This is a genomic window from Roseibium limicola (assembly GCF_017313085.1).
Taxonomy (GTDB): Bacteria; Pseudomonadota; Alphaproteobacteria; order Rhizobiales; family Stappiaceae; genus Roseibium; species Roseibium limicola.
Genome location: NZ_JAFLNF010000008.1, coordinates 138,985 through 160,028, shown reverse-complemented (window position 1 = coordinate 160,028; position 21,044 = coordinate 138,985). Strand labels below are relative to the sequence as shown.

The window sequence follows — 21,044 nt, the reverse complement described above, 5'->3', positions numbered from 1 at the left end:
GGTGCGCGGGGAAGACGGTTATGGGTCAGGCATAAAAAAACCAGCGGCTGTAACCGCTGGTTTTTTGAACCACAATAGAAGTCGCAGATCAGGCTTCGCTGCTGACGCCACCGGCAAGCATGCCAAGTGCCTGAAGATAGAGGTCGAGTACGGCTTCTTCTTCTTCGCGCTCATGCGGCTGCTTCTTGCGCAGGGACACCACCTTGCGCAGGATCTTGACGTCGAAGCCGTTGCCCTTAGCTTCGGAATAGACGTCCTTGATGTCGTCGGAAATGACCTTTTTTTCTTCTTCGAGACGTTCGATACGCTCGATAAATGCACGCAGCTGATCGCCGGCGACGATGTCGGACATGCTTCTTCTCCTAAGTTGATGATGCAGTAGGCGCGCTGGCCCTTTCCTTGGAGTGTGGGGTACGAGAACTCCCGAAAAAGGTCAAGCGGGCAGGCGCGTCAGAGGGCTCAGTGGGCGGGCTTGTTCACGTCGAAGGCGGTTTTTTGCGCGTCCGACGCCTCTGTCTGATGCTTTGCCTTCCATTCGCTATAGGGCATTCCATAGACGATCTCGCGAGACGATTCCTTGTCCATGTCGATGCCTTTTTCCTCAGCGGCATCCCGATACCAATTGGAAAGGCAGTTTCGGCAAAATCCGGCCAGGTTCATCATGTCGATGTTTTGCACATCGGTACGCTCACGCAGGTGGTTTACCAACCGGCGAAAGGCGGCAGCTTCCAGCTCGATGCGGGTCTGGTCGTCCATGGGATATCCTTTCAAAAACTGAAATCGTGTTGTGGCGACCGGTGGGGTTTATGCGCCAGGGCTCCGGTTGCTGTTGAGCCTGAAAATCGGATGTTTCGCGATCTGCTTCAAGGGGTCATTACCTGTCATGTGTGGCGATGCAGCGGCGGCGGGGAAAAAGCCCTCTGTCGATTGGGCAAGGCGGGACGAGGTGAAGCCTTAGCGTTTCAGATGAAATATGGGTGATTCGAATTCGGATCAGATCCCGCTTCATCGACCGGTGGCCCGGAATTATCTCCTCAGTGCCCGTGTGGAGCCGCGTGTCGATAATGTTATGAGATCTTGGCCTTGCTCAGGCGCCTGGCGCTCGGCGCGGGATGTCGCTTCGCACTCAAAGTGAAGCGGGGGTGTCGAGCTTGTTCTGTCGTCCCGTTCGGACTGAGGTCTGCCAGAAGAGGTGCGCGTGCGAGACGGTCTTAGCAGCATGTCGAGGCAGATCAAAAACGCCAACAAGAGTGAGGCGCCGTCACAAGCAGCGTGTTTGCCTTTGGTTTTGCAGCTGCAGGGCTGCACAGGGGTTCATGCGATGGAAACCGGTAGCGGCTCTGCACTCGACGAGGGTCAAGGGGGGAGCGGCGCGTCTGCTGGTTTTCCCGGCCCACTCCAGTGCGGCTCAAACTGTGGCCTTGATGCCGCCTCATTCATGATGCGAAAACGGCAGCCACGGATTTTTCGAAGCGCTGTCAGCGTGATGGTTGGCTGGCGATGCTTCGGCGATGTCGATGTCTTTGCGGCTATCGTCGTTGACATCCCGCAGCAGTCCTAGCAAAAAGCTACTATTCAAAAGACGCGAGAAACGACTTGCCTATGACGATGGACGGGGAACGACGCCAAGGCGGGAAGAATGCTGGTGTTTGCCGGTTGGCGAACCTGGCCAAGCAGATCGGCCTTGCTCTGGTTCCCTTCTTGCTTCTGGGCACTGCGGCACACGCGGATCTACGTCTTTGCAACAAGACTGAAAGCAAGGTTGGCGTAGCAATCGGATACAAGGACAAGGTGGACTGGATTACCGAAGGGTGGTGGAATCTAGAACCCAACACCTGTGAGACACTTGTTCCCGGATCCCTTGTGTCACGTTACTATTACATCTATGCCGTTGATTACGAGCAGTTCGGCGAATGGGGCGGACGTGCTTTCATGTGTACCCGCGAAAAGGAATTTACCATTCGCGGAATTCAGGACTGTGTCGCTCGAGGATTTGAGCGAACAGGTTTTTTTGAAATAGATACGGGCGAACAGAGCAGTTGGACTGTCCAGCTGACGGAGCCCGTACAGCAAGGGGCAGGTGGGCGATGAGGCGTAACCGACGAGTAAAGATCCTGGCAACTCTCGGACCCTCTTCCTCAACACCAGAGGTCATCGAGAAGTTGTATCGTGCGGGTGCGGATGTGTTCCGGATCAACATGAGTCACACTGATCATGACCGGCTACGACAGCTCGTTGAGAGCATCAGGTCAGTTGAGGAAAAGGTGGGACGGCCAATCGGGATCCTCGCGGATCTGCAGGGGCCGAAATTGCGCGTTGGTGCGTTTGGCAATGGTCCTGTGATGCTGGAAAACGGCGCGCGGTTCACGCTGGATGCAGACACCACGCCTGGCGATGTGACCCGTGCACATCTGCCTCATCCGGAAATTTTGAAGGCTCTGGAGCCTGGCCACCGCCTGCTGTTGGACGACGGCAAGGTGCAGCTCAAGGTGCTGGAGTGTTCCGAGACCAAAGCCGTGACGGAAGTTGTCGTCGGTGGCAAGCTGTCTGACCGCAAGGGCGTCAGCGTACCCGATTCCGAAATCGACACCAGCGCGATGACCGACAAAGACCGCAAGGACCTGGTTGCGGCTCTGGATCAGAACGTCGACTGGATCGCGCTGTCCTTCGTTCAGCGCCCTGACGACATTGCCGAAGTGCGCAAGGTTGTTCGTGGCAAGGCCGGCGTTCTGGCCAAGATTGAGAAGCCGCAGGCCATCGGTCGCTTGCATGAGATCATCGAACTTTCCGACGCCATCATGGTTGCCCGTGGCGACCTGGGCGTGGAAATGCCGCTGGAACAGGTGCCTGGCTTGCAGAAGCAGATCACCCGTGCTGCACGTCGCGCCGGAAAGCCGGTGGTGATCGCCACCCAGATGCTGGAATCGATGATTACTGCTCCGGTGCCGACCCGGGCGGAAGTCTCCGATGTGGCGAACGCCGTGTTCGAAGGCGCCGATGCCGTCATGCTATCGGCTGAATCTGCTGCTGGTGACTTCCCCGAGGAAGCCGTTGCCACCATGGACAAGATTGCCCGTGAAGTGGAGCAGGACCCGCATTACCGCTCGATCATCGATGCGCAACGCAGTGAACCGGAAGCAACGGGTGCGGATGCCATTTCGGCAGCTGCGCGCCAGATCGCCGAGACCCTGCGTCTGGCTGCCGTGGTCTGCTACACGACCTCAGGTGCGACCGCGTTGCGGGCGTCGCGCGAACGTCCGACCTCACCGGTGATTGTGCTTTCCCCTGTGGTGCAGACCGCACGTCGTCTGGCGCTGGCCTGGGGGCTGCATTGCGTCGTCAGTGTGGATGCCGCCTCCGAGGAAGACATGATCGATCGTGCTTGTCGGGTTGCTTTCGAGGAAGCGCACGCCAAGCCGGGTCAGCGTATCATCGTCACGGCGGGTGTGCCGTTTGGAACGCCGGGCTCGACCAACCTTCTGCGCATCGCCTTTGTCGGCAATGACGGTCAGGGCGGCGTCTGATCCATCAGGCGGTAGGCTGCAAAGGCTTCAAGCCACACGACCATACTGACGAAAAAGGCGGTCCGGAATTTCCGGGCCGCCTTTTGTTTTGTCTGCACTGATGCAAGCTACAGAGCGTGATGTTGTTGTCTCAGCGGGCGTAGCGTACCGGCAGAACGATGATGGCTGGGCCATCAAAGCGCTCGGAGCGCATCGCACCGTATGGGAAAACGCTGAAGCCCTGTGCCAGGAATCGGTTGCCCGGCTGCATCAGGCGTTGAAGCTGCCGCTGATGCGGATGGTGCAGCGCTGCGACCTGGGCATTGCGCTTGGTCGGCTTGGCTGACAGCAGTGTCGGGTCGGACTTGTCCGGCAGACTGGCGAAGCCGGCCAGCGGGTCGATGATCTCATCGCGTGGAATGGTGCCGGAGACGGATTGGCGTGGGGCATCGGCGACAATAGCCGGCATCAGGTAGGCAAGAGCCTCGGTGCGCCCGTCAGAGGCGTTCCGGTCGCGCTGCTGCTGTGCGCTGTCAGCCAGCTGCCGCGCCGCCTGGCCAGGGATCTGTGACGGGGCACGGTTGGTCAGGTCGGCTGCAGCCGGTGCATAGGCGAGGGTCGATGCCGGTGCATTGGGCCGGATGCGTGGCGCCGTTCCGGTGGCTGCGGCAATCGCTGCGGCGCCATCTTGCAGGGCGGGTGCTGGTTCAGGCGTGCGCAGGGCAAGTTCCTGATGCGATTTGGCAGCTTGCTCGGTGGCCTTCACTAGTGTTGCCGTCGGCTTTTGCGTTGGCAGAATACCAGCCATGGCAAACCGCTGCAGGTCGGCCGGTGCGGCTGGTTCTTCCACTGCAATCGTTGCGACGACAGATGGGGCGTCGCCACGCTCGATCGCCTGACGTTGGCCGTCCAGGGTGTTGCGCGGGGCATCCGGCTCAGGTGCAGGTGCTGCACGGCTGGGCTTGGCAAAAGGAATGCTGCTGGCAATGGCAAAGGGCAGGGCTTCCGGGGTCTCTGGTGTGTCCTGCACGGCTTCTGCAGCCGGCGCTTCGACCACTGCGGGAGCGACTTCGGTTTTCAGCAGAGGGATTGGCGGTGCGCTCAAAGCAGCAATCGTCGCAGGTGCTGGTGTGGACGGTGCGGAGCTGGTGCCGATCTTGCCAGGCGGCAGAGGCTTGCTCTCGTTGCGCGTGGCGGCGACCCTTGCACTTTCAGCAGAGCCACCGTTGCCGAACAGGCTGGCGATGAAATTGCCACCGGCTGGCTTTTCGTTGGAGATCGGCGCACGCACCAGAGCGCTTGGGTCCCTGGACGAACCTGAGCGGGAAGGTGCTGCGCTGGCGACCTGATTGGTCGTGCGGCTGCCACCCTGGTTCAGCTTTTCAAGCGTTCCGGCCTTTTCCTTGGCGAGCGCGACTTTGTAGCCGCTCAGCGGCTTGCCGTCCGTCGGTACGTGGATGGTGTTGCCATCCGGGAAAACCTTTGCCAGCTGCGAGCGTGTCATGCGCGGCCAATGGCGCACCGATCCGGTGTCCATGTGAACGAAGGGTGATCCGGATGTCGGATAATAGCCAACGCCGCCGACCTGTTTGCGCAAGCCCGTGGCGCGCAGAGTGGCGAGGTTGACGCCCGGAATATAGAAGTCCATTGCCCGGCCACGGGTGTGCTGGCTGTTTTGCGCGACGCCGCTGGAGCGTTTGCGCAGCATGTTGTTGGTGGCGGGCGATCTGTAGCTGGAGACGACATAGATCGGCTTGCTCGCGCCGATCTCCTGATAAACTTCCCAGACCAGGTCCAGAAGCTTCGGGTCGATCTTGGTGATTTCGTTACGGCGCCAGTCGCGCAGGAAGCGATTGGCTTCGCGCAGACCGTCTTGCAGGTAACGACCATTCTTCTTGAAGGTAATTTTTACCCGTTCATGGGTGTGGGTGTTGTAGAGGCTGAGCGTGCGCGTTTCAGCCTGCGCTGAAGCTGGAAACCAGACAGCCCAGGCGCAAAGCGCCAGCAGGATGATCTGGAAGCGCTTGAAAGCCTTCGCAGTCTTCAACTGTACGGACGGGTTACGCAAATCACACTCTCGCCTAATTGCGGGCTCTTTGGCCCAGTTCGCTCCCCAGCGAATGAGCACGCTAGCCGTCCCAGGTTAAAAAGCTTTTACCTTGATTTCAATTGACCGAGAAACGTGGCGGAATTGCAACGAAATCCTGAAAAAGGTCTGTATTCGCCGGATTTTCGACTAAATTTCCGGCGGAAACTCAAGGCGCGCGGGTGTCTGGAACACTTCTTAGTGATTTTACGACCTGCGAAGCGGGTTTCAACTGCTGATTTCAGAGGCTGCCATTTTGGTGAATCGGCGGCTCTTTGATCCTGCAAAAACGCCGGGCTATTGGCCCGGCGTCTTGCTACTTGATCAGGCGTCGTCGGGAACCGCGACGGTGTAGTTGAGTGGCATTCTGCCGCCGTCAGCGAAGATCGTCTGGCCGGTCACATAGCTGGCATCCGAAGATGCCAGGAAGGCTGCAACACCTGCAATTTCAGAGGCTTCCCCAACCCGCAGCATCGGCGTGCGTGACAGGATGCGGTTCTTCGCAGCCGGGTCATCGTTCACCGAGGCCAGCATATCGGTCATGATCGAGCCTGGGCCGATCGCGTTGACGCGGATGCCGTGAGGGGCGAGCGCCACTGCTGTCGTCTTGGTCAACTGGGCAACGCCGCCCTTGGAGACGCAGTAGGGAATCTGGTTCGGGATGGCGAGAACCGAGTTGATCGATGACATGTTGATAATGGTTCCGGCTTCTCCGCCGTTCTGAACCTTTTCAACCATGTGGCGGGCAACAGCCTGACTGCACAGGAACGTTCCCTTCAGATTGACACCCAGTACCCGGTCGAGATCTTCCTCCTCGAGGTCGAGGAAGTCCGCACCTGCGACGATGCCGGCATTGTTCACCAGCACATCGATATCGCCATAGGCGTTCAGGGTTTCCGCAACCATATTGCGGACGTCCAGGCGTTCGGCCACGTTGCAGTGAATGTAGGTGACCTCACCCAGCTGGCTCAGTTCCGCAATTGCCTTTTGGCCCGCCTCATCGTCCACATCGGCAATGACCACCTTGGCGCCATCGGTGACAAAACGTTTGGCAACCGCAAAGCCGATGCCACGGGCGGCGCCCGTAACAATGGCGACCTTATTTTCAAGGGACACTGAAGACCTCTTTAGTCGGTTCAAAATAATCGAGGATGCGCCTTGGCGCGAAGCCCGACCATAGGGGGATCAGAACAGGCTGTCGACGGAATTTCCGGAACCGGGTCATGACCGGGAGAGGATGCCGTGGCTTGCCAGCGCCTCGGCAATTTCGTCCAGAATGGCCGGGTCATCGATCGTCGGAGGTAGCTTCACCTCCTGACTGTCCGCGATCTGACGCATGGTCGCCCGTAGGATCTTGCCGGATCGGGTCTTGGGCAGACGCTCAACGGTAATGGCGATCTTGAAGGCGGCAACCGGGCCAATCTCCTGGCGAACCCGCTGCACCAGCTCTTTCTCGATTTCCTCCGGAGGACGGTTGACCCCGGACTTGAGAACGGCAAAGCCGCAGGGCAACTGGCCCTTGAGCTTGTCCGCGATTCCGATGACCGCGCACTCGGCAACATCCGGATGACCGGCCAGAACCTCTTCCATCGCCCCGGTCGACAGGCGGTGCCCGGCAACATTGATGATATCGTCGGTGCGCGACATGATTGAGAGATAGCCGTCCTCGTCGAGAATGCCCGCATCCGAGGTTTTGTAAAATCCGGGGAAATCCGCCAGATAGGCCTCATGGAAGCGGTCTTCGGCATTCCAAAGAGTGGGCAAGCTGCCCGGTGGCAACGGCAATTTGATGACGATATTGCCCAGGGTGTTCTCGGGCAGCGGGGCGCCACTGTCGTCAACGATCTGGACATCATAGCCGGGCATCGGGACTGTGGGGGAGCCTGGCTTGACAGGCAGGAGGCCCAGGCCCATCGGGTTGCCGACGATGCACCAGCCGGTCTCGGTCTGCCACCAATGATCGATCACCGGGATCTTGAGGGTTTCCGCTGCCCAGTTGACCGTGTCCGGGTCGGCGCGTTCGCCAGCCAGGAAGAGTGCACGGAACTGATGCATCTCATAGTCGGCCATCAGCTTGCCTTGCGGGTCTTCCTTGCGAATGGCGCGGAAGGCGGTGGGGGCGGTGAAAAGCGCTGCCACCTGATGCTCGGAAATGACACGCCAGAACACACCGGCATCCGGCGTTCCCACAGGCTTGCCCTCAAACAGGATGGAGGTGCAGCCGTGCAGCAGCGGGCCGTAGGCGATGTAGGAATGACCAACCACCCAGCCGACGTCGGATGCGCCCCAGAAGACTTCGCCGGGTTCGATGCCGTAGAGATTTTCCATTGACCACTTCAGCGCAACCATGTGGCCGCCGGTGTCGCGGACGACGCCCTTCGGCTGGCCCGTCGTGCCGGAGGTGTAGAGGATGTAAAGCGGGTCCGTGGCTTCCATCGGTACGGGCGCAACTTCGCGCCCCTCGCTGACGGCGATGTCCAAGGCTGCGCCAAGATCGAAGTCGCGGTCGTTTTGGAGGTCGGCCGGCGCCTGCTCGCGCTGGACCACGAGAACAGCTGAGGGCTTGTGTTTCGAAACGTCGATTGCCTTGTCGATCAACGGTTTGTAGGGGATCACCCGGCCGGGTTCGATGCCACAGGAGGCGGCGATGATGATTTTTGGCGTCGCATCATCAATGCGTGTGGCCAGCTCGTTTGCCGCAAATCCGCCGAAGACCACAGAGTGGATCGCGCCGATGCGTGCGCAGGCCAGCATGGCCATCACGGCTTCCGGTATCATCGGCATGTAGATGATGACCCGGTCGCCCTTGGAAACATCGTGATCCTGCAAAATGGCGGAGAAGGCCTGAACCTTGTCGAGCAGTTCCTCGTAGGAATAGGCGCGTTTGGATCCGGTTATCGGGCTGTCGTAAATCAGGGCTGGCTGCCCGCGCCGCCCGCGCTCCACATGTCGATCCAGACAATTGTAGCAAGTGTTGGTCTGCCAACCGGGAAACCAGTGGCCATAGGGGCCAGATCCGGCATCGAAGACCTCCGTCCCCTCGACACTCCAGTCTATTTCAGCGGCAGCCTTTCGCCAGAAGTCAAAGGGGGCGGACTTCCAGCTGGCGTAGGTTTCCTTGTAGTGGCTTGGCATCGATGTTCCTCCCGAAGCGCCCGTCCTTGCTTGCTTGTTCACTTCTGCAGACGTTGCGGCTCACAATGAGAGTGGGGCAAACAACCCGAAAAACGCAAGAGTGCAACCCGTCAGCCTTTCGATCTAAGGTAAAACAGAGGGCATGGAAGCGAGCGGGCTTTACGACACGAGGTCGGCCATGCTTGAGTGGGCGCCCTGCATTCCCACGCATTCTTTCATTTCTGGCTTTCCTGAATGTCTCCAATTTCTGATCCGATGTTTTATGCCGTCGCTGTTCCGGCGGTGATCCTGGCTGGCCTGTCAAAAGGTGGGTTCGGCGGCTCGATGGCAATGCTCGCCGTGCCGCTGATTGCGCTCGTCATTTCGCCTATCCAGGCGGCCGGGATCATGTTGCCGATCCTGGTGCTGATGGATGTCGTCGGGTTGATCGCCTACCGCGGCCATTACGATCGCAAGAGCTTGTGGATTCTGGTTCCGCCCGCGTTGCTGGGGATCGGGGTCGGCTGGGCGACGGCGGCGCTGGTCAATGAGGCCTTTGTCCGGCTGCTCGTCGGGTCGATGTCTTTGATCTTCGTGGCAGACTATCTCTGGCGCAAGCGACGCGGCGGGCTGGACAAGGCGGCTGGGCACAATCGTGCCAAGGGCAGCTTCTGGGGCGCTGTGGCCGGGTTCACCAGCTTCGTCAGTCATACCGGTGGGCCTCCGTTCCAGCTTTACATGGTGCCGTTGCGCCTGGAGCCGACGCTGTTTGCCGGCACGGCCGTCATCTTTTTTGCGGTCGCCAACACCGTGAAGCTGGTGCCATATTTCTTCCTTGGTCAATTCGACATGACCAATCTGGCGACGGCCGCCGTGCTGTTGCCGCTTGCACCGCTTGCCACGCTTTTCGGGGTCTGGCTGGTCAAGGTGGTGAAGCCGGATTTCTTCTACTCGTTCATTTACATCATGATGGTGATCGTCGGGGTGAAGCTGATCTGGGACGGCGCCACCGCGCTCATGGTCTGACGTCTTGGGCTGACCTGGACCTCAAGATCATCGTTGCAGCATCGGGCGATTGGCGGTCATATGTCCTGTACAGCTCGGGTCGAGGAGGGCTGACTGTCTTGGGAGGACGTCAAAAATGAAAAGCAGCGCATCACAAGGCAAAAGTGTCTTTGATGAAGGTCTGGAACGGTGCGAAGCCAATTATACACCCCTGAGCCCATTGAGCTTTCTGGCGCGGGCGGCGGAAGTGTTTCCCGATCAGACCGCAATCGTCCACGGCAAGACACGGACGGATTATCGGACCTTCTACGCTCGGAGCCGTCAGCTCGCTTCGGCCTTGAGCACACTCGGCATCGGCAAGAACGACACGGTGACGGTGATGCTGTCCAACACGCCGCCGATGTTGGAGGCGCACTACGGTGTTCCGATGACAGGTGCCGTTCTGCATTCCATGAACACGCGACTTGATGCAGCCGTCATCGCCTTTCAGCTCGATCATGCCAACAGCAAGGTCGTGATCACAGATCGGGAGTTCGCTCCTGTGATGAAGGACGCGCTGGCTTTGGCGAAGGTCTCGCCAACAGTGATCGACTATGATGATCCGGAATTTCCGCAGATGGGCGAGCGTTTGGGCTCTTTGGACTACGAGGCTTTCCTCATGTCCGGTGACCCGGAGTTTGCCTGGCAGTTGCCGATGGATGAGTGGGATGCGATCGCGCTGAACTATACCTCAGGCACGACCGGCAACCCGAAGGGCGTGGTTTATCACCACCGGGGGGCCTATCTGCTGGCGCAGGCCAACATCCTGACAGCCTCCATGCCGAAGCATTCGGCCTACTTGTGGACGCTGCCGATGTTCCACTGCAACGGCTGGTGTTTTCCGTGGTCGATTTCCATCATCGCCGGAACGCATGTCTGTTTGCGCTGGGTGAGGCCGGATGCGATGTGGGCGGCCATGGCAGAGGCTGGGGTGACCCACATGTGCGGCGCTCCGGTCGTCATGTCGGCTTTGCTGAATGCACCGGCGGAGATGAAACGTTCGCTGGATCGCACGGTGGAATTCTTTACCGCCGCCGCGCCGCCGCCTGAAAGCGTGCTGGCGGCAATGAAGGCGGAAGGGTTCAACGTCACCCATCTTTACGGCCTGACCGAGGTTTACGGCCCTGCCGTGGTCAATGACTGGCATTCTGCCTGGGACGCGTTGCCGCCGTCCGAGCAGGCTGCGAAAAAAGCCCGGCAGGGTGTGAAGTATGTGGCGCTGGAAGGCCTGACCGTGCTGGATCCTCAGACGATGGAGCCGGTTCCGGCAGACGGCGTGACTATTGGCGAAGTGATGTTTCGCGGCAATGTGGTGATGAAGGGCTACCTGAAAAACAGGGAGGCAACGGACGAGGCCTTCCGAGGTGGCTGGTTCCACTCCGGCGATCTGGGTGTCTTGCATCCGGACGGCTATATCCAGCTGAAGGACCGGTCCAAGGACATCATCATTTCAGGTGGCGAGAACATTTCCTCCATTGAGGTGGAGGAGGTGCTTTACAAGCATCCATTGGTGCAATCGGTCGCCGTGGTCGCTCGACCGGACGAAAAGTGGGGCGAGACGCCTTGTGCTTTTGTCGAGCTGGTTGAGGGGGCGCAGGTGAGTGAAAGCGAACTGATTGCCTATTGTCGCGATCATATGGCGCGCTTCAAGGCGCCGCGCACGGTGGTGTTTTCAGCGCTGCCGAAAACCTCTACCGGCAAGATTCAGAAATTTGCCTTGCGGGAACAGGCCCGGCTTTTGCCAGAAATGATCTGATTTGACCGGCGTTTCGAACCGGATTTCTGATCGGCACGTGTCGGCCTGGGCGGGCAAAAAAGAAAGCGCCGAGGGAATTCCCGGCGCTTTCAAAACCTTTATGGGCGGCCTGTCGATGAAGGATCGATCATCGGGCCTGCTAACGCTTCATCAATGAAGGGTTACATCCTGTCGTATTCGCTCAATCTCGTCTTTCAACTTGAGTTTTTTGCGCTTCATGTTGGCCAACTCCAGGGAGTCGGTACTCGGGTGCAGGAGTGCGTCGGAGATCTGGCGTTCAAGGTCCGAATGACGGCGCTGGAGCTCGGCGAGATGCGATGGCAGGTTCATAAAATGCCTCCTGTTGGTTGGCCTCAACACGAAAAGACTGCCATAGGGAAAAGGACCTGTCGATCCGTTCAAAGCCCTATCGGCGAAATATTCGCCACCTAAACGGAACTTCAAGAAAATAACCTTTCGTGACCATAAACCGGACACTAAAAAACCGACGTGTTGTCTTGATGTGCATGCTTGTCAATTGCGCGGAGGGGCTTGCTGTGGCATGGCTTTGGGCGCGTAATTTTGCAAGCGGATACAGTCTGAGGAAATTGGGCAAGAGAGAGCATTGATGGGCGATAGTGACGATCAGGAATTGAGGGTGGAGCTGGCGCAGCTGAGGCAGGAGCATCGCGATCTTGATGCTGCCGTGCAGGCCTTGTCCCTGGCTGGAAATGCCGACGCCCTGCAAATGCAGCGATTGAAGAAAAAGAAACTGGCGATCAAGGACCGTATCGTCGCGCTGGAAGACCAGCTTTTTCCCGATATTAGCGCCTGAAAACGCGCATGAGCAATAAATCCCGGGCAGACCTTGCGTGCCCGGCGCGTCTGCCTATACTCCGCGCCTTCAAAAATGACTGAAGAATTCAATCGAACGGGGGTCACACGTGGCGGGCAAGGATGTAGCAATCATCATGGGAAGTCAGTCCGACTGGACGACCATGAAACATGCAGCTGATGTTCTGGACGAACTGGGTGTCAGCCACGATGTGCGCATCGTCTCCGCCCACAGAACCCCTGAGCGCATGTATGAATTTGCCAAATCGGCCAAGAGTGAAGGCTTCAAGGTGATCATCGCCGGTGCCGGCGGTGCGGCGCATCTACCGGGCATGACCGCTGCCCTGACGCCGCTGCCGGTATTTGGCGTGCCGGTTGAAAGTCGAGCGCTTTCTGGCGAAGACAGCTTGCTCTCCATCGTTCAGATGCCAGGCGGCATCCCAGTGGGCACTTTGGCCATTGGCAAAGCAGGTGCCACCAACGCTGGTCTTCTGGCCGCAGCTGTTCTGGCGCTGATGGACACAAAGATCGAAGCGTCTCTCGATGCCTACCGAACCAACCGGACCGCAGCCGTGGCTGAACGCCCGTCTGACGACTGACCTCGTTTTCCAAGTTTACCCCAAACGCAACTGACCTTCGAAAGGCCCCCACATGAGTGCAACGACCCAACTTCGTCCCGGTGACACCATCGGCATTCTGGGCGGCGGACAGTTGGGGCGGATGATGGCGCTGGCCGGGGCAAGCCTAGGACTGAAGTCTCATATCTACTGTCCGGATCCGAATTCTCCGGCCTTCGAAGTCGCAAATGCCTATTCGGTCGCTCCCTACGATGATGTGGCGGCACTCGATGCCTTTGCATCGCAGTGTCAGGCGATCACCTATGAGTTCGAGAATGTTCCAGGGCCGACTGCGGATCATTTGAACGCCAGGGTGGCGGTGCGCCCGGGCGTGAAGGCGCTGGAAGTGGCGCAAGACCGGTTGGCTGAAAAAGAGTTCCTGCGCTCCGCCGGTGTGGAAATCGCAGACTTTGCCCGTATCGACAGTGAGGCAGATCTGACGGCGGCGCTGGAAGCCTTTGCCGGTCAGGGTGTGCTGAAAACCCGTCGCTTTGGCTATGACGGCAAGGGTCAGGTGATGATCCGGGCTGAGGGCGATGCTGACGGGGCGCTGGACAGCCTGAAGAATGCCCCGGCTGTGCTGGAAAGGCTGATTGGCTTTCAGCGTGAAGTCTCGGTCATCGTCGGACGCGATGTGAAAGGCACCTGCGAAGTCTATGACATCGCCGAGAACCTGCACGAGAACCACATTCTGAAAACATCGACCGTGCCGGCAAATGTCTCTGCGGCGACGGCGGCTGTCGCGCGTGACGTGGCGGTGAAGATCGCCTCGGCGCTCGATTATGTCGGTGTGCTGGGGGTGGAGTTGTTCCTTTGCGGCGAGGGCTCGGCTGAGCGGCTTCTGGTCAATGAGATTGCGCCACGCGTTCATAACTCGGGTCACTGGACGCAAGACGCCTGCCTGACATCGCAGTTCGAGCAGCACATGCGTGCGGTCGCGGGATGGCAGCTTGGCTCAGCTGTGCGCCACTCCGACGTGGTGATGGAAAACCTCATCGGCGATGAATGCGAAAATTGGGCGAAGATTCTGAGTGAGCCGAACGCGCGGCTGCATCTTTATGGCAAGGCGGAAGCCCGCCCTGGTCGCAAGATGGGGCACGTCAACCGGATTTTCCCAAAGAGCTGACCCAATGCGGGGCAGCCAGGCGCACAAGAAGGTCCTCGGGCGCTAGACCAGCCCAAGGGATTGTCGACGGATAAAGCGGATGTTGGCCAGCACTGCGACGGTTGCCAGACCGCCCGCAAGTCCACTCCAGACCCCAACGCCGCCCCATTCCAGATAAATTCCCAGTCCGAGCGAGAGGCTGATGCCGATCACCCAATAGCCGACCAGCGCGTAGGCGAGGGGGACCGCCGTGTCGCCGAGGCCGCGCAGGTTGTTGACGCCGATGATCTGCGCACCGTCGGCGATCTGGAACAGAGCTGCGACTGCCAGGAAGGACACGGCGAGTGCCAGGACTTCGCCCGACTGCGGATTGTCGAAATCCAGGTAAAGCGAAATGATGGCCTCGGGCACGGTCCAGAACAGCAGCGCAAAGGACGTCATGAACATGAGCGTGATGCCAAAGGCGGACCAGCCGGCACGTCCAATGGCGGCATTGTCATTGCGCCCGGCAGCGAGACCGACGCGGGTCAGGGCAGCCTGACTGAGGCCGACGGGAACCATGAAGGTCAGCGAGGCAATCTGCAGCGCAATGCCGTGGGCTGCCAGCGGCAAGGCACCGGTCCAGCCGATCAGAATCGCCGAGGCGGCAAACAGCGCGGCTTCGGCGACAATCGTGATGGCGATGGGAGTGCCGACACGGATGATCCGGAAGAAGGTGGTCCAGTCTGAACGCCAGATGCGCCCGAGAATGGCGTAGCGCTTCAACTGCCTCTGATGAGTGACATAATACAGCAGGACGGCGGCCGTGGTGGCCGATGAGAAGACCGATGCAATGCCTGCGCCGACCAGTTCCAGGCGTGGCAAGCCGAAAGCCCCAAAAATCAGCGCATAGTCGAGGAGGGCATTGACAAGCGCGCCGCAGATGGTGGCAATCAGCACGACACGGGATTTTTCCATCACGGTCAGGAAGCCGCGAAGCGCCATGATCATCAGCGCCGGGAGCAGGCTCCACTGCAGGACGATCATGTATTCGCCGGCAAGGCGGGCGATCTCGGGCTGCTGGCCGAGGGCGATGAGGATCTCTTCGGCAAACAGCATGGCGCACCAGGCAGGCAGGCAGTAGAGCACTGAAATCCAAAGACCCATGCGCACAATGCGCCGAAACTCGCGGGTCTCGCGGCGGCCACGGGCCTTGGCACCAAGCGGGATCACAGCCTGGATCAACCCCATTCCGAAGAACCATGTGACCATGAACATATTGAAGGCCAGAACCGAGCCTGCGAGCTTTTCGGCTCCGAGCCGACCGATCATCAGGACGTCAGTCGTGTTGATCGCCATCTGTGCCAGCTGAGCGCCGGCCAGCGGCAGGCCCAGAGCAAGGGTCGGACGGATGTCACTTTGCCAGAGACGTCCCCAGGGCGTCACGGCTTGTGGGTCGGTGGTGCGCGCCACGGAATGGCCCCTTCTGGATGGAGGGCCGGATCAGGCGGAAAATGCTGCGGATCCCTGTCGCCCTTTGTGTCTGTTCGTCTATCTGGGTTTGCTGGCAACGTCTACCATTTGCCGGTCAGTTGGCTCGCGGCAGCTGTGGCAGGAATAAGTGCAGGGGACTGAGGGAAACGCGCGGTTTTTGCCTGTGGACAAGTTTTTTGGCTTCTGCTATGACCCCGCGCACGATGGGGTGGTCGCCATAAATCGGTTCCGGCCGGTCGCTCCTCTTCTTCTTTTTGGAAACGATTGCGGCTCGATTTTTCGAGGTCGCTACAGAGCGGGATATACACCAGTGCAGGTTCTGGTTCGCGACAACAACGTCGATCAGGCGCTTCGGGTGCTGAAGAAAAAATTGCAGCGTGAAGGCGTCTTCCGGGAGATGAAGCTGCGCGGTCATTTCGAGAAGCCATCTGAAAAGAAGGTTCGCGAGAAGGCCGAAGCTGTTCGCCGGGCACGCAAGCTGGCACGCAAGGCAGCGCAGCGTGAAGGCCTGGCATCAGGTCACACAGCACGCCGCTAAGGCGTTTCTGCTGTTGGTTCACGGCCCCTTTCATCCGGTTTCAAACTGCTGCTGACCGGATCAGAATGTGGGTTTTCAAAGATTTGGGGGGCCGGCTGAATGCTCAGTCGGCTCTTCGTGCTTGCAATCCGTGGTGGTCTTCAATAGCCAACGGTAGGGAATAGGGCCATTATGGGGTTTCCCACGTGGCGGGATTTTGGCGGACAGGCGAGGCAAATTGCGATCATGGCAGTGCAGCAGAACGATCAGGGCAAACAGATGACGCGGATGACATTGGCGTTTCTGGGTTTGTTGGCTCTGGGAGCCTGCCAGACCGGTGGCGGAATTTATGAAGGCGTGCCAGTTGACCGGGCTGCTGGATCTTCCGAGAACATCAAGAGCCTTTCTGCCGTTATCGAGGCCAATCCACGCGACGCTGGCGCCTACACCACACGCGGCATTGCCTATGGTCAGGCCGGCAAGCTGGACGAGGCCATCGGCGATTTCAACGCGGCCCTGCAGCTCGACCCGAATTCCTACCAAACCTACGCCAACCGGGCGCTGGTCTACCGGCGTCTCAACCAGGATCAGGCGGCTATTGCGGATTACAATCGCGCGCTTAACCTGAAACCGGATTATGAAACTGCTCTGGTCGGTCGCGGCAACACCTATCGCGGTCTGGGGCAGTACGGCGCAGCTTTGGCCGATTTCAATCGGGTGATTGCGCAGAACTCTTCCAACGCACGGGCGTTTTACAATCGCGGCCTTATCCATCAGGCGCAGAACCAGCATCAGCGCGCTGTCGAGGATTTTGCCACTGCCATCGGCTTGAACCCGAATGCCTCCGAACCTTACGTCGCGCGCGGGATCTCTTATCTGGCGCTGAATGATTCGGGCGCAGCTCTGGAAGATCTGACGGTGGCTCTGAACCTGGACAAGGAATCGTCCGTGGCCTGGGCCAATCGGGGTGTTGCGTTGGAGCTTCAGGGCAAGTTCAAGGACGCGCGCCGTAATTACCAGAAGGCGTCGGTTCTTGATCCCAGCAATACGCTGGCGAAAGAAGGCCTGCGCCGAATGGACAGCCGTCGCGGTTAAATCTTCTCAGTTTTTAAAAGGGAGTGGGGGCTTCGAAGGTCAGCCACTCTCCCCCATTGGGATGATAGAGGCTCAGGCTTTCAGCATGGAGCTGCAGTCTCTGGGCTGCCTGCAGCGCTTCGTCATCTGCATAAAATCTGTCACCAATGATCGGGTGACCTAAACTCAGCATATGGACACGTAGTTGATGGGATCTGCCGGTTTCGGGAAATAGCCGAACCCGCGTTGTCGCGTCGTCGCGTTCGATCACCTGGTAGCGGGTAAGAGCTTTGCGGCCCAGTTCAAAGCAGACCATCTGTTTTGGGCGATTGGGCCAGTCGCAGCGCAACGGCAAATCAATCTCACCGCTGTCGTGTTCCAGCTGGCCCCAGACGCGCGCCAGATAGGTCTTCTTGGTGTGACGTCGCTCGAATTGCAGGCCAAGGTGGCGGTGCGCTGCCGGGGTCATTGCCAACACCATGACGCCCGACGTGTCCATATCCAGCCGGTGAACAATGCGGGCCTGCGGATAAATCGCCTGAGCGCGCGCTTCCAGACAATCCTTGTGCTCGGCCGCCTTGCCGGGAACGCTGAGCAGTCCGCTCGGCTTGATCACCAGCAACAGATCGTCGTCCTGGTGCAGCACCTCCAGAAAGGGCTCCATCGGCGGATCGTAGACAAACGGGGCAGTGGCTGTGGCAGAGGTCACGGTCATGCGGGGCTTATAGCGCAGTGGCGTAAAAACAAAAGGCGCGGGGCCAGATGGCACCGCGCCTTTTTCATGCTGGATCGGTTGGTGCCTTACAGCGCCTTGATGATGTCCTCGGTCATCTTCTTGGCATCGCCGAAGAGCATCATCGTGCGGTCCATGAAGAACAACTCGTTCTGGATGCCGGCATAGCCGGAGCTCATGCCACGCTTGACGAAGAGCACTGTCCCGGCCTTGTCGACGTCGAGGATCGGCATGCCGTAAATCGGCGACTGCGGATCATCACGGGCTGCCGGGTTGGTCACATCATTCGCGCCGATCACATAGACCACGTCGGCCTGTGCGAACTCCGAGTTGATGTCTTCCAGCTCGAAGACTTCGTCATAAGGCACGTTGGCTTCCGCCAGCAGCACATTCATGTGTCCTGGCATACGCCCGGCCACCGGGTGAATGGCGTATTTGACCTCGACGCCTTCTTCCTTCAGCACATCGGCCAGCTCGCGCAGGGCATGCTGGGCCTGAGCCACCGCCATGCCGTATCCGGGCACGATGATGACCTTGGAGGCGTTCTTCATGATAAAGGCTGCATCGTCGGCAGCACCCTGCTTGACCGGGCGATCATCTTCGCTACCGCCGCTGCTGGTTGCTGTGTCTCCGCCAAAGCCACCAAGAATGACGGAGATGAACGAGCGGTTCATGCCCTTGCACATGATGTAGGACAGGATCGCGCCGGACGACCCGACGAGGGCGCCTGTGATAATCAAGGCCATGTTGCCGAGGGTGAAGCCGATGCCGGCTGCTGCCCATCCGGAATAGGAGTTGAGCATGGATACAACCACCGGCATGTCCGCGCCGCCGATCGGGACGATGATCAGCACGCCGAAAGCGAAGGCCGCCAGCACGATCAGCCAGAACAGGAAGGTGCTCTCGGTGGCCACCAGACCTGCGATCAGGACGACAACCAGAACGGCCAGGCCCAGGTTGATCATGTGCCTGCCCGGCAACATGATCGGCTTGCCGGACATGCGGCCGTCGAGCTTCAAGAAGGCGATGATCGATCCGGTGAAGGTGATCGCACCAATGGCAGCGCCAAGAGCGGCTTCAACCAGCGCCGAAGCGTGGATATCGCCAGGTTCGCCGATGCCGAAGGCTGCGGGGGCATAAAGAGCGCCCGCTGCAACGAAGACGGCAGCCAGGCCGACCAGCGAGTGGAAGGCGGCAACAAGCTGAGGCATGGCCGTCATCGGAATGCGCTTGGCAATCACCGCACCGATACCGCCGCCGATGCCGAGGCCCAGCAGGATCAGGACGAAGGCCCCGAAGCTCAGGTCAGCTGCGGCAAGCGTTGTCAGAACGGCAATGGTCATGCCGACCATGCCGTAGAGATTGCCCTTGCGGGAGGTTTCCGGGCTGGACAGGCCGCGCAGGGCCATGATGAACAGGACGCCCGAGGCGAGGTAAAGAAGTGCCGTCACATTGGCAGACATGGTATGGCCCTCCTATCGCTGCTTTTTCTTGTACATGGCGAGCATCCGGCTGGTCACCATGAACCCGCCGAAGATGTTGACGCTGGCCAGTACGAGCGCAATAAACCCGAAGATCTTCGCCCAGATGGCGCCGTCGCCAGAGGCGAGGTCGACACCGACTGCAAGCAGTGCTCCGACGATGATCACGGAGGAAATGGCGTTGGTAACAGCCATCAGCGGAGTGTGCAGGGCAGGGGTCACCGACCAGACCACGTAGTAGCCGACAAAGATCGCCATGATGAACACGGAGAAGAGGAAAACGAAGGGGTCGACGCCTCCGGTCGCACCTGTTGCCTGGGTCGCCAAACCTGCGAGCTGGTCCAGATAGGATGCCGCAGCAGCAGATGCTTCACGGGCGCCCTCGGCGGCTTCACCGGCGGCCTGGACGGCAGCCTGGGCTCTTTCCAGGGCATCTGCCTGTTGGGTCACGTCGCTCATGCGCTCGCTCCTTCATTTTCCTTGCCGGCAGCGACCATCACCGGCGTTTCCGGCTGCTTGGGCGCAAACGCCGGATGCACGACAGCGCCATCGCGGGTCAGGCAGGTGGCCTTGAGCAACTCGTCATCCCAGTTGGGCTTGAGCGTCTTGCTTTCCTTGTCGATCATCGTTTCCAGGAAAGTGAACAGGTTCTTGGCGTAGAGTGCAGAAGCGGAGGCCGGAATGCGGCCAGCCATGTTCTCGTAGCCGATTACGGTGACGTCACTGACAGTGGCGACTTCACCGGGAACCGTACCCTCGACGTTGCCACCGCGCTCAGCTGCCAGATCGACGACGACGGAGCCTGGTTTCATGCTGGAGAGCATGGCGCTGTTGACCAGCTTGGGTGCCGGGCGGCCAGGGATCAGGGCGGTGGTGATGACGATGTCCTGCTTGGCGATATGGCTTGCGACCAGCTCGGCCTGCTTCTTGCGGTAGTCCTCGGACATTTCCTTGGCGTAACCGCCCGAGGTTTCTGCCTGCTTGAACTCGTCATCCTCGACGGCGATGAACTTTGCGCCGAGTGATTCCACTTGTTCCTTGGCAGCGGGGCGGACGTCTGTTGCGGTCACAACGGCGCCAAGGCGGCGCGCTGTGGCGATGGCCTGAAGCCCGGCAACACCAGCGCCCATGATAAAGACACGTGCGGCGGGAACGGTGCCGGCTGCGGTCATCATCATCGGCATGGCGCGGCCATAGGCGGTCGCAGCCTCGATGACGGCCTGATAGCCGGCGAGGTTTGCCTGGGAGGAGAGGACGTCCATGCTCTGAGCGCGGGTGATGCGCGGCATGAATTCCATGGAAAAGGCGCTGACGCCCTGCTTGGCGATTGCGGCGATTTCGGCCTCGTGTCCGAACGGATCCAGAGAGCCGATCAACAAGGTGCCGGACGCCATGTCTGCCAAGGTGTCGGCGTTCGGCCGACGAACGGTCAGAACGACGTCTGCATCTTTCAACGTGGCGGTGCGATCCGGAGCGATCTGGGCTCCGAAGGCTTGATAGTCGGCGTCGGGAATCATGGCGGTCTTGCCAGCGGCCGTCTCGATGACGACAGTCGCGCCTTGGGCAACAAGGCGCTTGACGGTGTCTGGCGTTGCCGCAACACGCGATTCAGCCGCCGCGGTTTCGCGCGGCACTGCGATTTTCATAGATTTCCTCCCCTTGGAAAAATGCGCTCTCCGATAATCCTCAATTCGAAGAGCGCACTATCATTTCTTCAAGACCGCATGG

At 59.6% G+C, this 21,044-nt stretch carries 20 protein-coding genes; 9 read left to right on the top strand and 11 right to left on the bottom strand.

Annotated features, from left to right (window positions below; genetic code table 11):
* Positions 1 to 88: 88 nt before the first annotated feature.
* Both J0X15_RS17205 and J0X15_RS17200 read right to left on the bottom strand, forming a co-directional pair.
* Positions 89 to 352: a DUF2312 domain-containing protein gene (locus tag J0X15_RS17205; RefSeq protein ID WP_206943414.1), complete on the bottom strand. Its 264-nt coding sequence runs from the start codon at positions 350 to 352 to the stop codon at positions 89 to 91.
* 107 nt (positions 353 to 459) lie between these two features.
* Positions 460 to 756, bottom strand: a complete 297-nt coding sequence (locus tag J0X15_RS17200) for a DUF1244 domain-containing protein (protein ID WP_206943412.1) — start codon at positions 754 to 756, stop codon at positions 460 to 462.
* An 846-nt stretch (positions 757 to 1,602) separates the two neighbouring features.
* Between J0X15_RS17200 and J0X15_RS17195 the strand changes: the two genes are divergently transcribed.
* Positions 1,603 to 2,091, top strand: a complete 489-nt coding sequence (locus tag J0X15_RS17195; RefSeq protein WP_231710470.1) for a DUF1036 domain-containing protein — start codon at positions 1,603 to 1,605, stop codon at positions 2,089 to 2,091.
* The gene (gene pyk, locus J0X15_RS17190; RefSeq protein WP_206943410.1) at positions 2,088 to 3,524 is read left to right on the top strand and encodes a pyruvate kinase; all 1,437 of its coding nucleotides are present in this window, start codon (positions 2,088 to 2,090) and stop codon (positions 3,522 to 3,524) included. The genes J0X15_RS17195 and pyk overlap by 4 nt, the downstream gene beginning before the upstream one ends.
* A gap of 130 nt (positions 3,525 to 3,654) precedes the next feature.
* Here pyk and J0X15_RS17185 read toward each other — a convergent pair whose 3' ends face one another.
* From J0X15_RS17185 to J0X15_RS17175, 3 genes are all read right to left on the bottom strand, one after another.
* Entirely contained in the window at positions 3,655 to 5,517 is a 1,863-nt protein-coding gene (locus tag J0X15_RS17185) for a DUF882 domain-containing protein (protein ID WP_206943643.1), read from the bottom strand.
* Positions 5,518 to 5,913: 396 nt separating this feature from the next.
* Positions 5,914 to 6,705, bottom strand: coding sequence for an SDR family NAD(P)-dependent oxidoreductase (locus J0X15_RS17180; RefSeq protein WP_206943409.1), 792 nt, complete (start codon positions 6,703 to 6,705; stop codon positions 5,914 to 5,916).
* Positions 6,706 to 6,810: 105 nt separating this feature from the next.
* Positions 6,811 to 8,724: a propionyl-CoA synthetase gene (locus J0X15_RS17175; protein ID WP_206943407.1), complete on the bottom strand. Its 1,914-nt coding sequence runs from the start codon at positions 8,722 to 8,724 to the stop codon at positions 6,811 to 6,813.
* A gap of 234 nt (positions 8,725 to 8,958) precedes the next feature.
* Here J0X15_RS17175 and J0X15_RS17170 point away from each other — a divergent pair, with 234 nt between their 5' ends.
* On the top strand, positions 8,959 to 9,729 hold the full coding sequence (locus tag J0X15_RS17170; RefSeq protein WP_206943405.1) for a sulfite exporter TauE/SafE family protein: 771 nt from the start codon (positions 8,959 to 8,961) through the stop codon (positions 9,727 to 9,729).
* A gap of 115 nt (positions 9,730 to 9,844) precedes the next feature.
* The gene (locus tag J0X15_RS17165; RefSeq protein ID WP_206943403.1) at positions 9,845 to 11,503 is read left to right on the top strand and encodes an acyl-CoA synthetase; all 1,659 of its coding nucleotides are present in this window, start codon (positions 9,845 to 9,847) and stop codon (positions 11,501 to 11,503) included.
* 150 nt (positions 11,504 to 11,653) lie between these two features.
* Here the strand turns inward: J0X15_RS17165 and J0X15_RS17160 are convergent, their stop codons facing one another.
* Complete coding sequence (locus J0X15_RS17160; protein ID WP_206943401.1) at positions 11,654 to 11,833, bottom strand: YdcH family protein; 180 nt, start codon at positions 11,831 to 11,833, stop codon at positions 11,654 to 11,656.
* 277 nt (positions 11,834 to 12,110) lie between these two features.
* On the opposite strand from J0X15_RS17160, the gene J0X15_RS17155 reads away from it, so the two are divergent.
* The 3 genes from J0X15_RS17155 to J0X15_RS17145 all read left to right on the top strand — a co-directional run bounded on the left by J0X15_RS17155 (position 12,111) and on the right by J0X15_RS17145 (position 14,059).
* Positions 12,111 to 12,317 (top strand): YdcH family protein, encoded by a 207-nt coding sequence (locus J0X15_RS17155; protein ID WP_206943400.1) that lies wholly within the window; start codon positions 12,111 to 12,113, stop codon positions 12,315 to 12,317.
* Between the two features lie 136 nt (positions 12,318 to 12,453).
* A complete protein-coding gene (purE, locus tag J0X15_RS17150; protein ID WP_206943641.1) occupies positions 12,454 to 12,915 on the top strand; it encodes a 5-(carboxyamino)imidazole ribonucleotide mutase in 462 nt (153 codons plus the stop codon).
* A gap of 52 nt (positions 12,916 to 12,967) precedes the next feature.
* Complete coding sequence (locus J0X15_RS17145) at positions 12,968 to 14,059, top strand: 5-(carboxyamino)imidazole ribonucleotide synthase (RefSeq protein WP_206943398.1); 1,092 nt, start codon at positions 12,968 to 12,970, stop codon at positions 14,057 to 14,059.
* A 42-nt stretch (positions 14,060 to 14,101) separates the two neighbouring features.
* Here the strand turns inward: J0X15_RS17145 and J0X15_RS17140 are convergent, their stop codons facing one another.
* A complete protein-coding gene (locus J0X15_RS17140) occupies positions 14,102 to 15,490 on the bottom strand; it encodes an MATE family efflux transporter (protein ID WP_209015419.1) in 1,389 nt (462 codons plus the stop codon).
* Positions 15,491 to 15,821: 331 nt separating this feature from the next.
* On the opposite strand from J0X15_RS17140, the gene rpsU reads away from it, so the two are divergent.
* On the top strand, positions 15,822 to 16,049 hold the full coding sequence (gene rpsU, locus J0X15_RS17135; protein WP_206943396.1) for a 30S ribosomal protein S21: 228 nt from the start codon (positions 15,822 to 15,824) through the stop codon (positions 16,047 to 16,049).
* 171 nt (positions 16,050 to 16,220) lie between these two features.
* Positions 16,221 to 17,123, top strand: coding sequence for a tetratricopeptide repeat protein (locus J0X15_RS17130; protein WP_209015418.1), 903 nt, complete (start codon positions 16,221 to 16,223; stop codon positions 17,121 to 17,123).
* A gap of 13 nt (positions 17,124 to 17,136) precedes the next feature.
* Here the strand turns inward: J0X15_RS17130 and rluA are convergent, their stop codons facing one another.
* The 4 genes from rluA to J0X15_RS17110 all read right to left on the bottom strand — a co-directional run bounded on the left by rluA (position 17,137) and on the right by J0X15_RS17110 (position 20,962).
* A complete protein-coding gene (rluA, locus tag J0X15_RS17125) occupies positions 17,137 to 17,817 on the bottom strand; it encodes a bifunctional tRNA pseudouridine(32) synthase/23S rRNA pseudouridine(746) synthase RluA (RefSeq protein WP_206943394.1) in 681 nt (226 codons plus the stop codon).
* Between the two features lie 86 nt (positions 17,818 to 17,903).
* Entirely contained in the window at positions 17,904 to 19,298 is a 1,395-nt protein-coding gene (locus J0X15_RS17120; RefSeq protein WP_206943392.1) for an NAD(P)(+) transhydrogenase (Re/Si-specific) subunit beta, read from the bottom strand.
* 12 nt (positions 19,299 to 19,310) lie between these two features.
* Positions 19,311 to 19,775, bottom strand: coding sequence for a proton-translocating transhydrogenase family protein (locus J0X15_RS17115; protein WP_206943390.1), 465 nt, complete (start codon positions 19,773 to 19,775; stop codon positions 19,311 to 19,313).
* Positions 19,772 to 20,962: a Re/Si-specific NAD(P)(+) transhydrogenase subunit alpha gene (locus tag J0X15_RS17110; RefSeq protein ID WP_206943387.1), complete on the bottom strand. Its 1,191-nt coding sequence runs from the start codon at positions 20,960 to 20,962 to the stop codon at positions 19,772 to 19,774. The genes J0X15_RS17115 and J0X15_RS17110 overlap by 4 nt, the downstream gene beginning before the upstream one ends.
* Between the last annotated feature and the right edge of the window lie 82 nt (positions 20,963 to 21,044).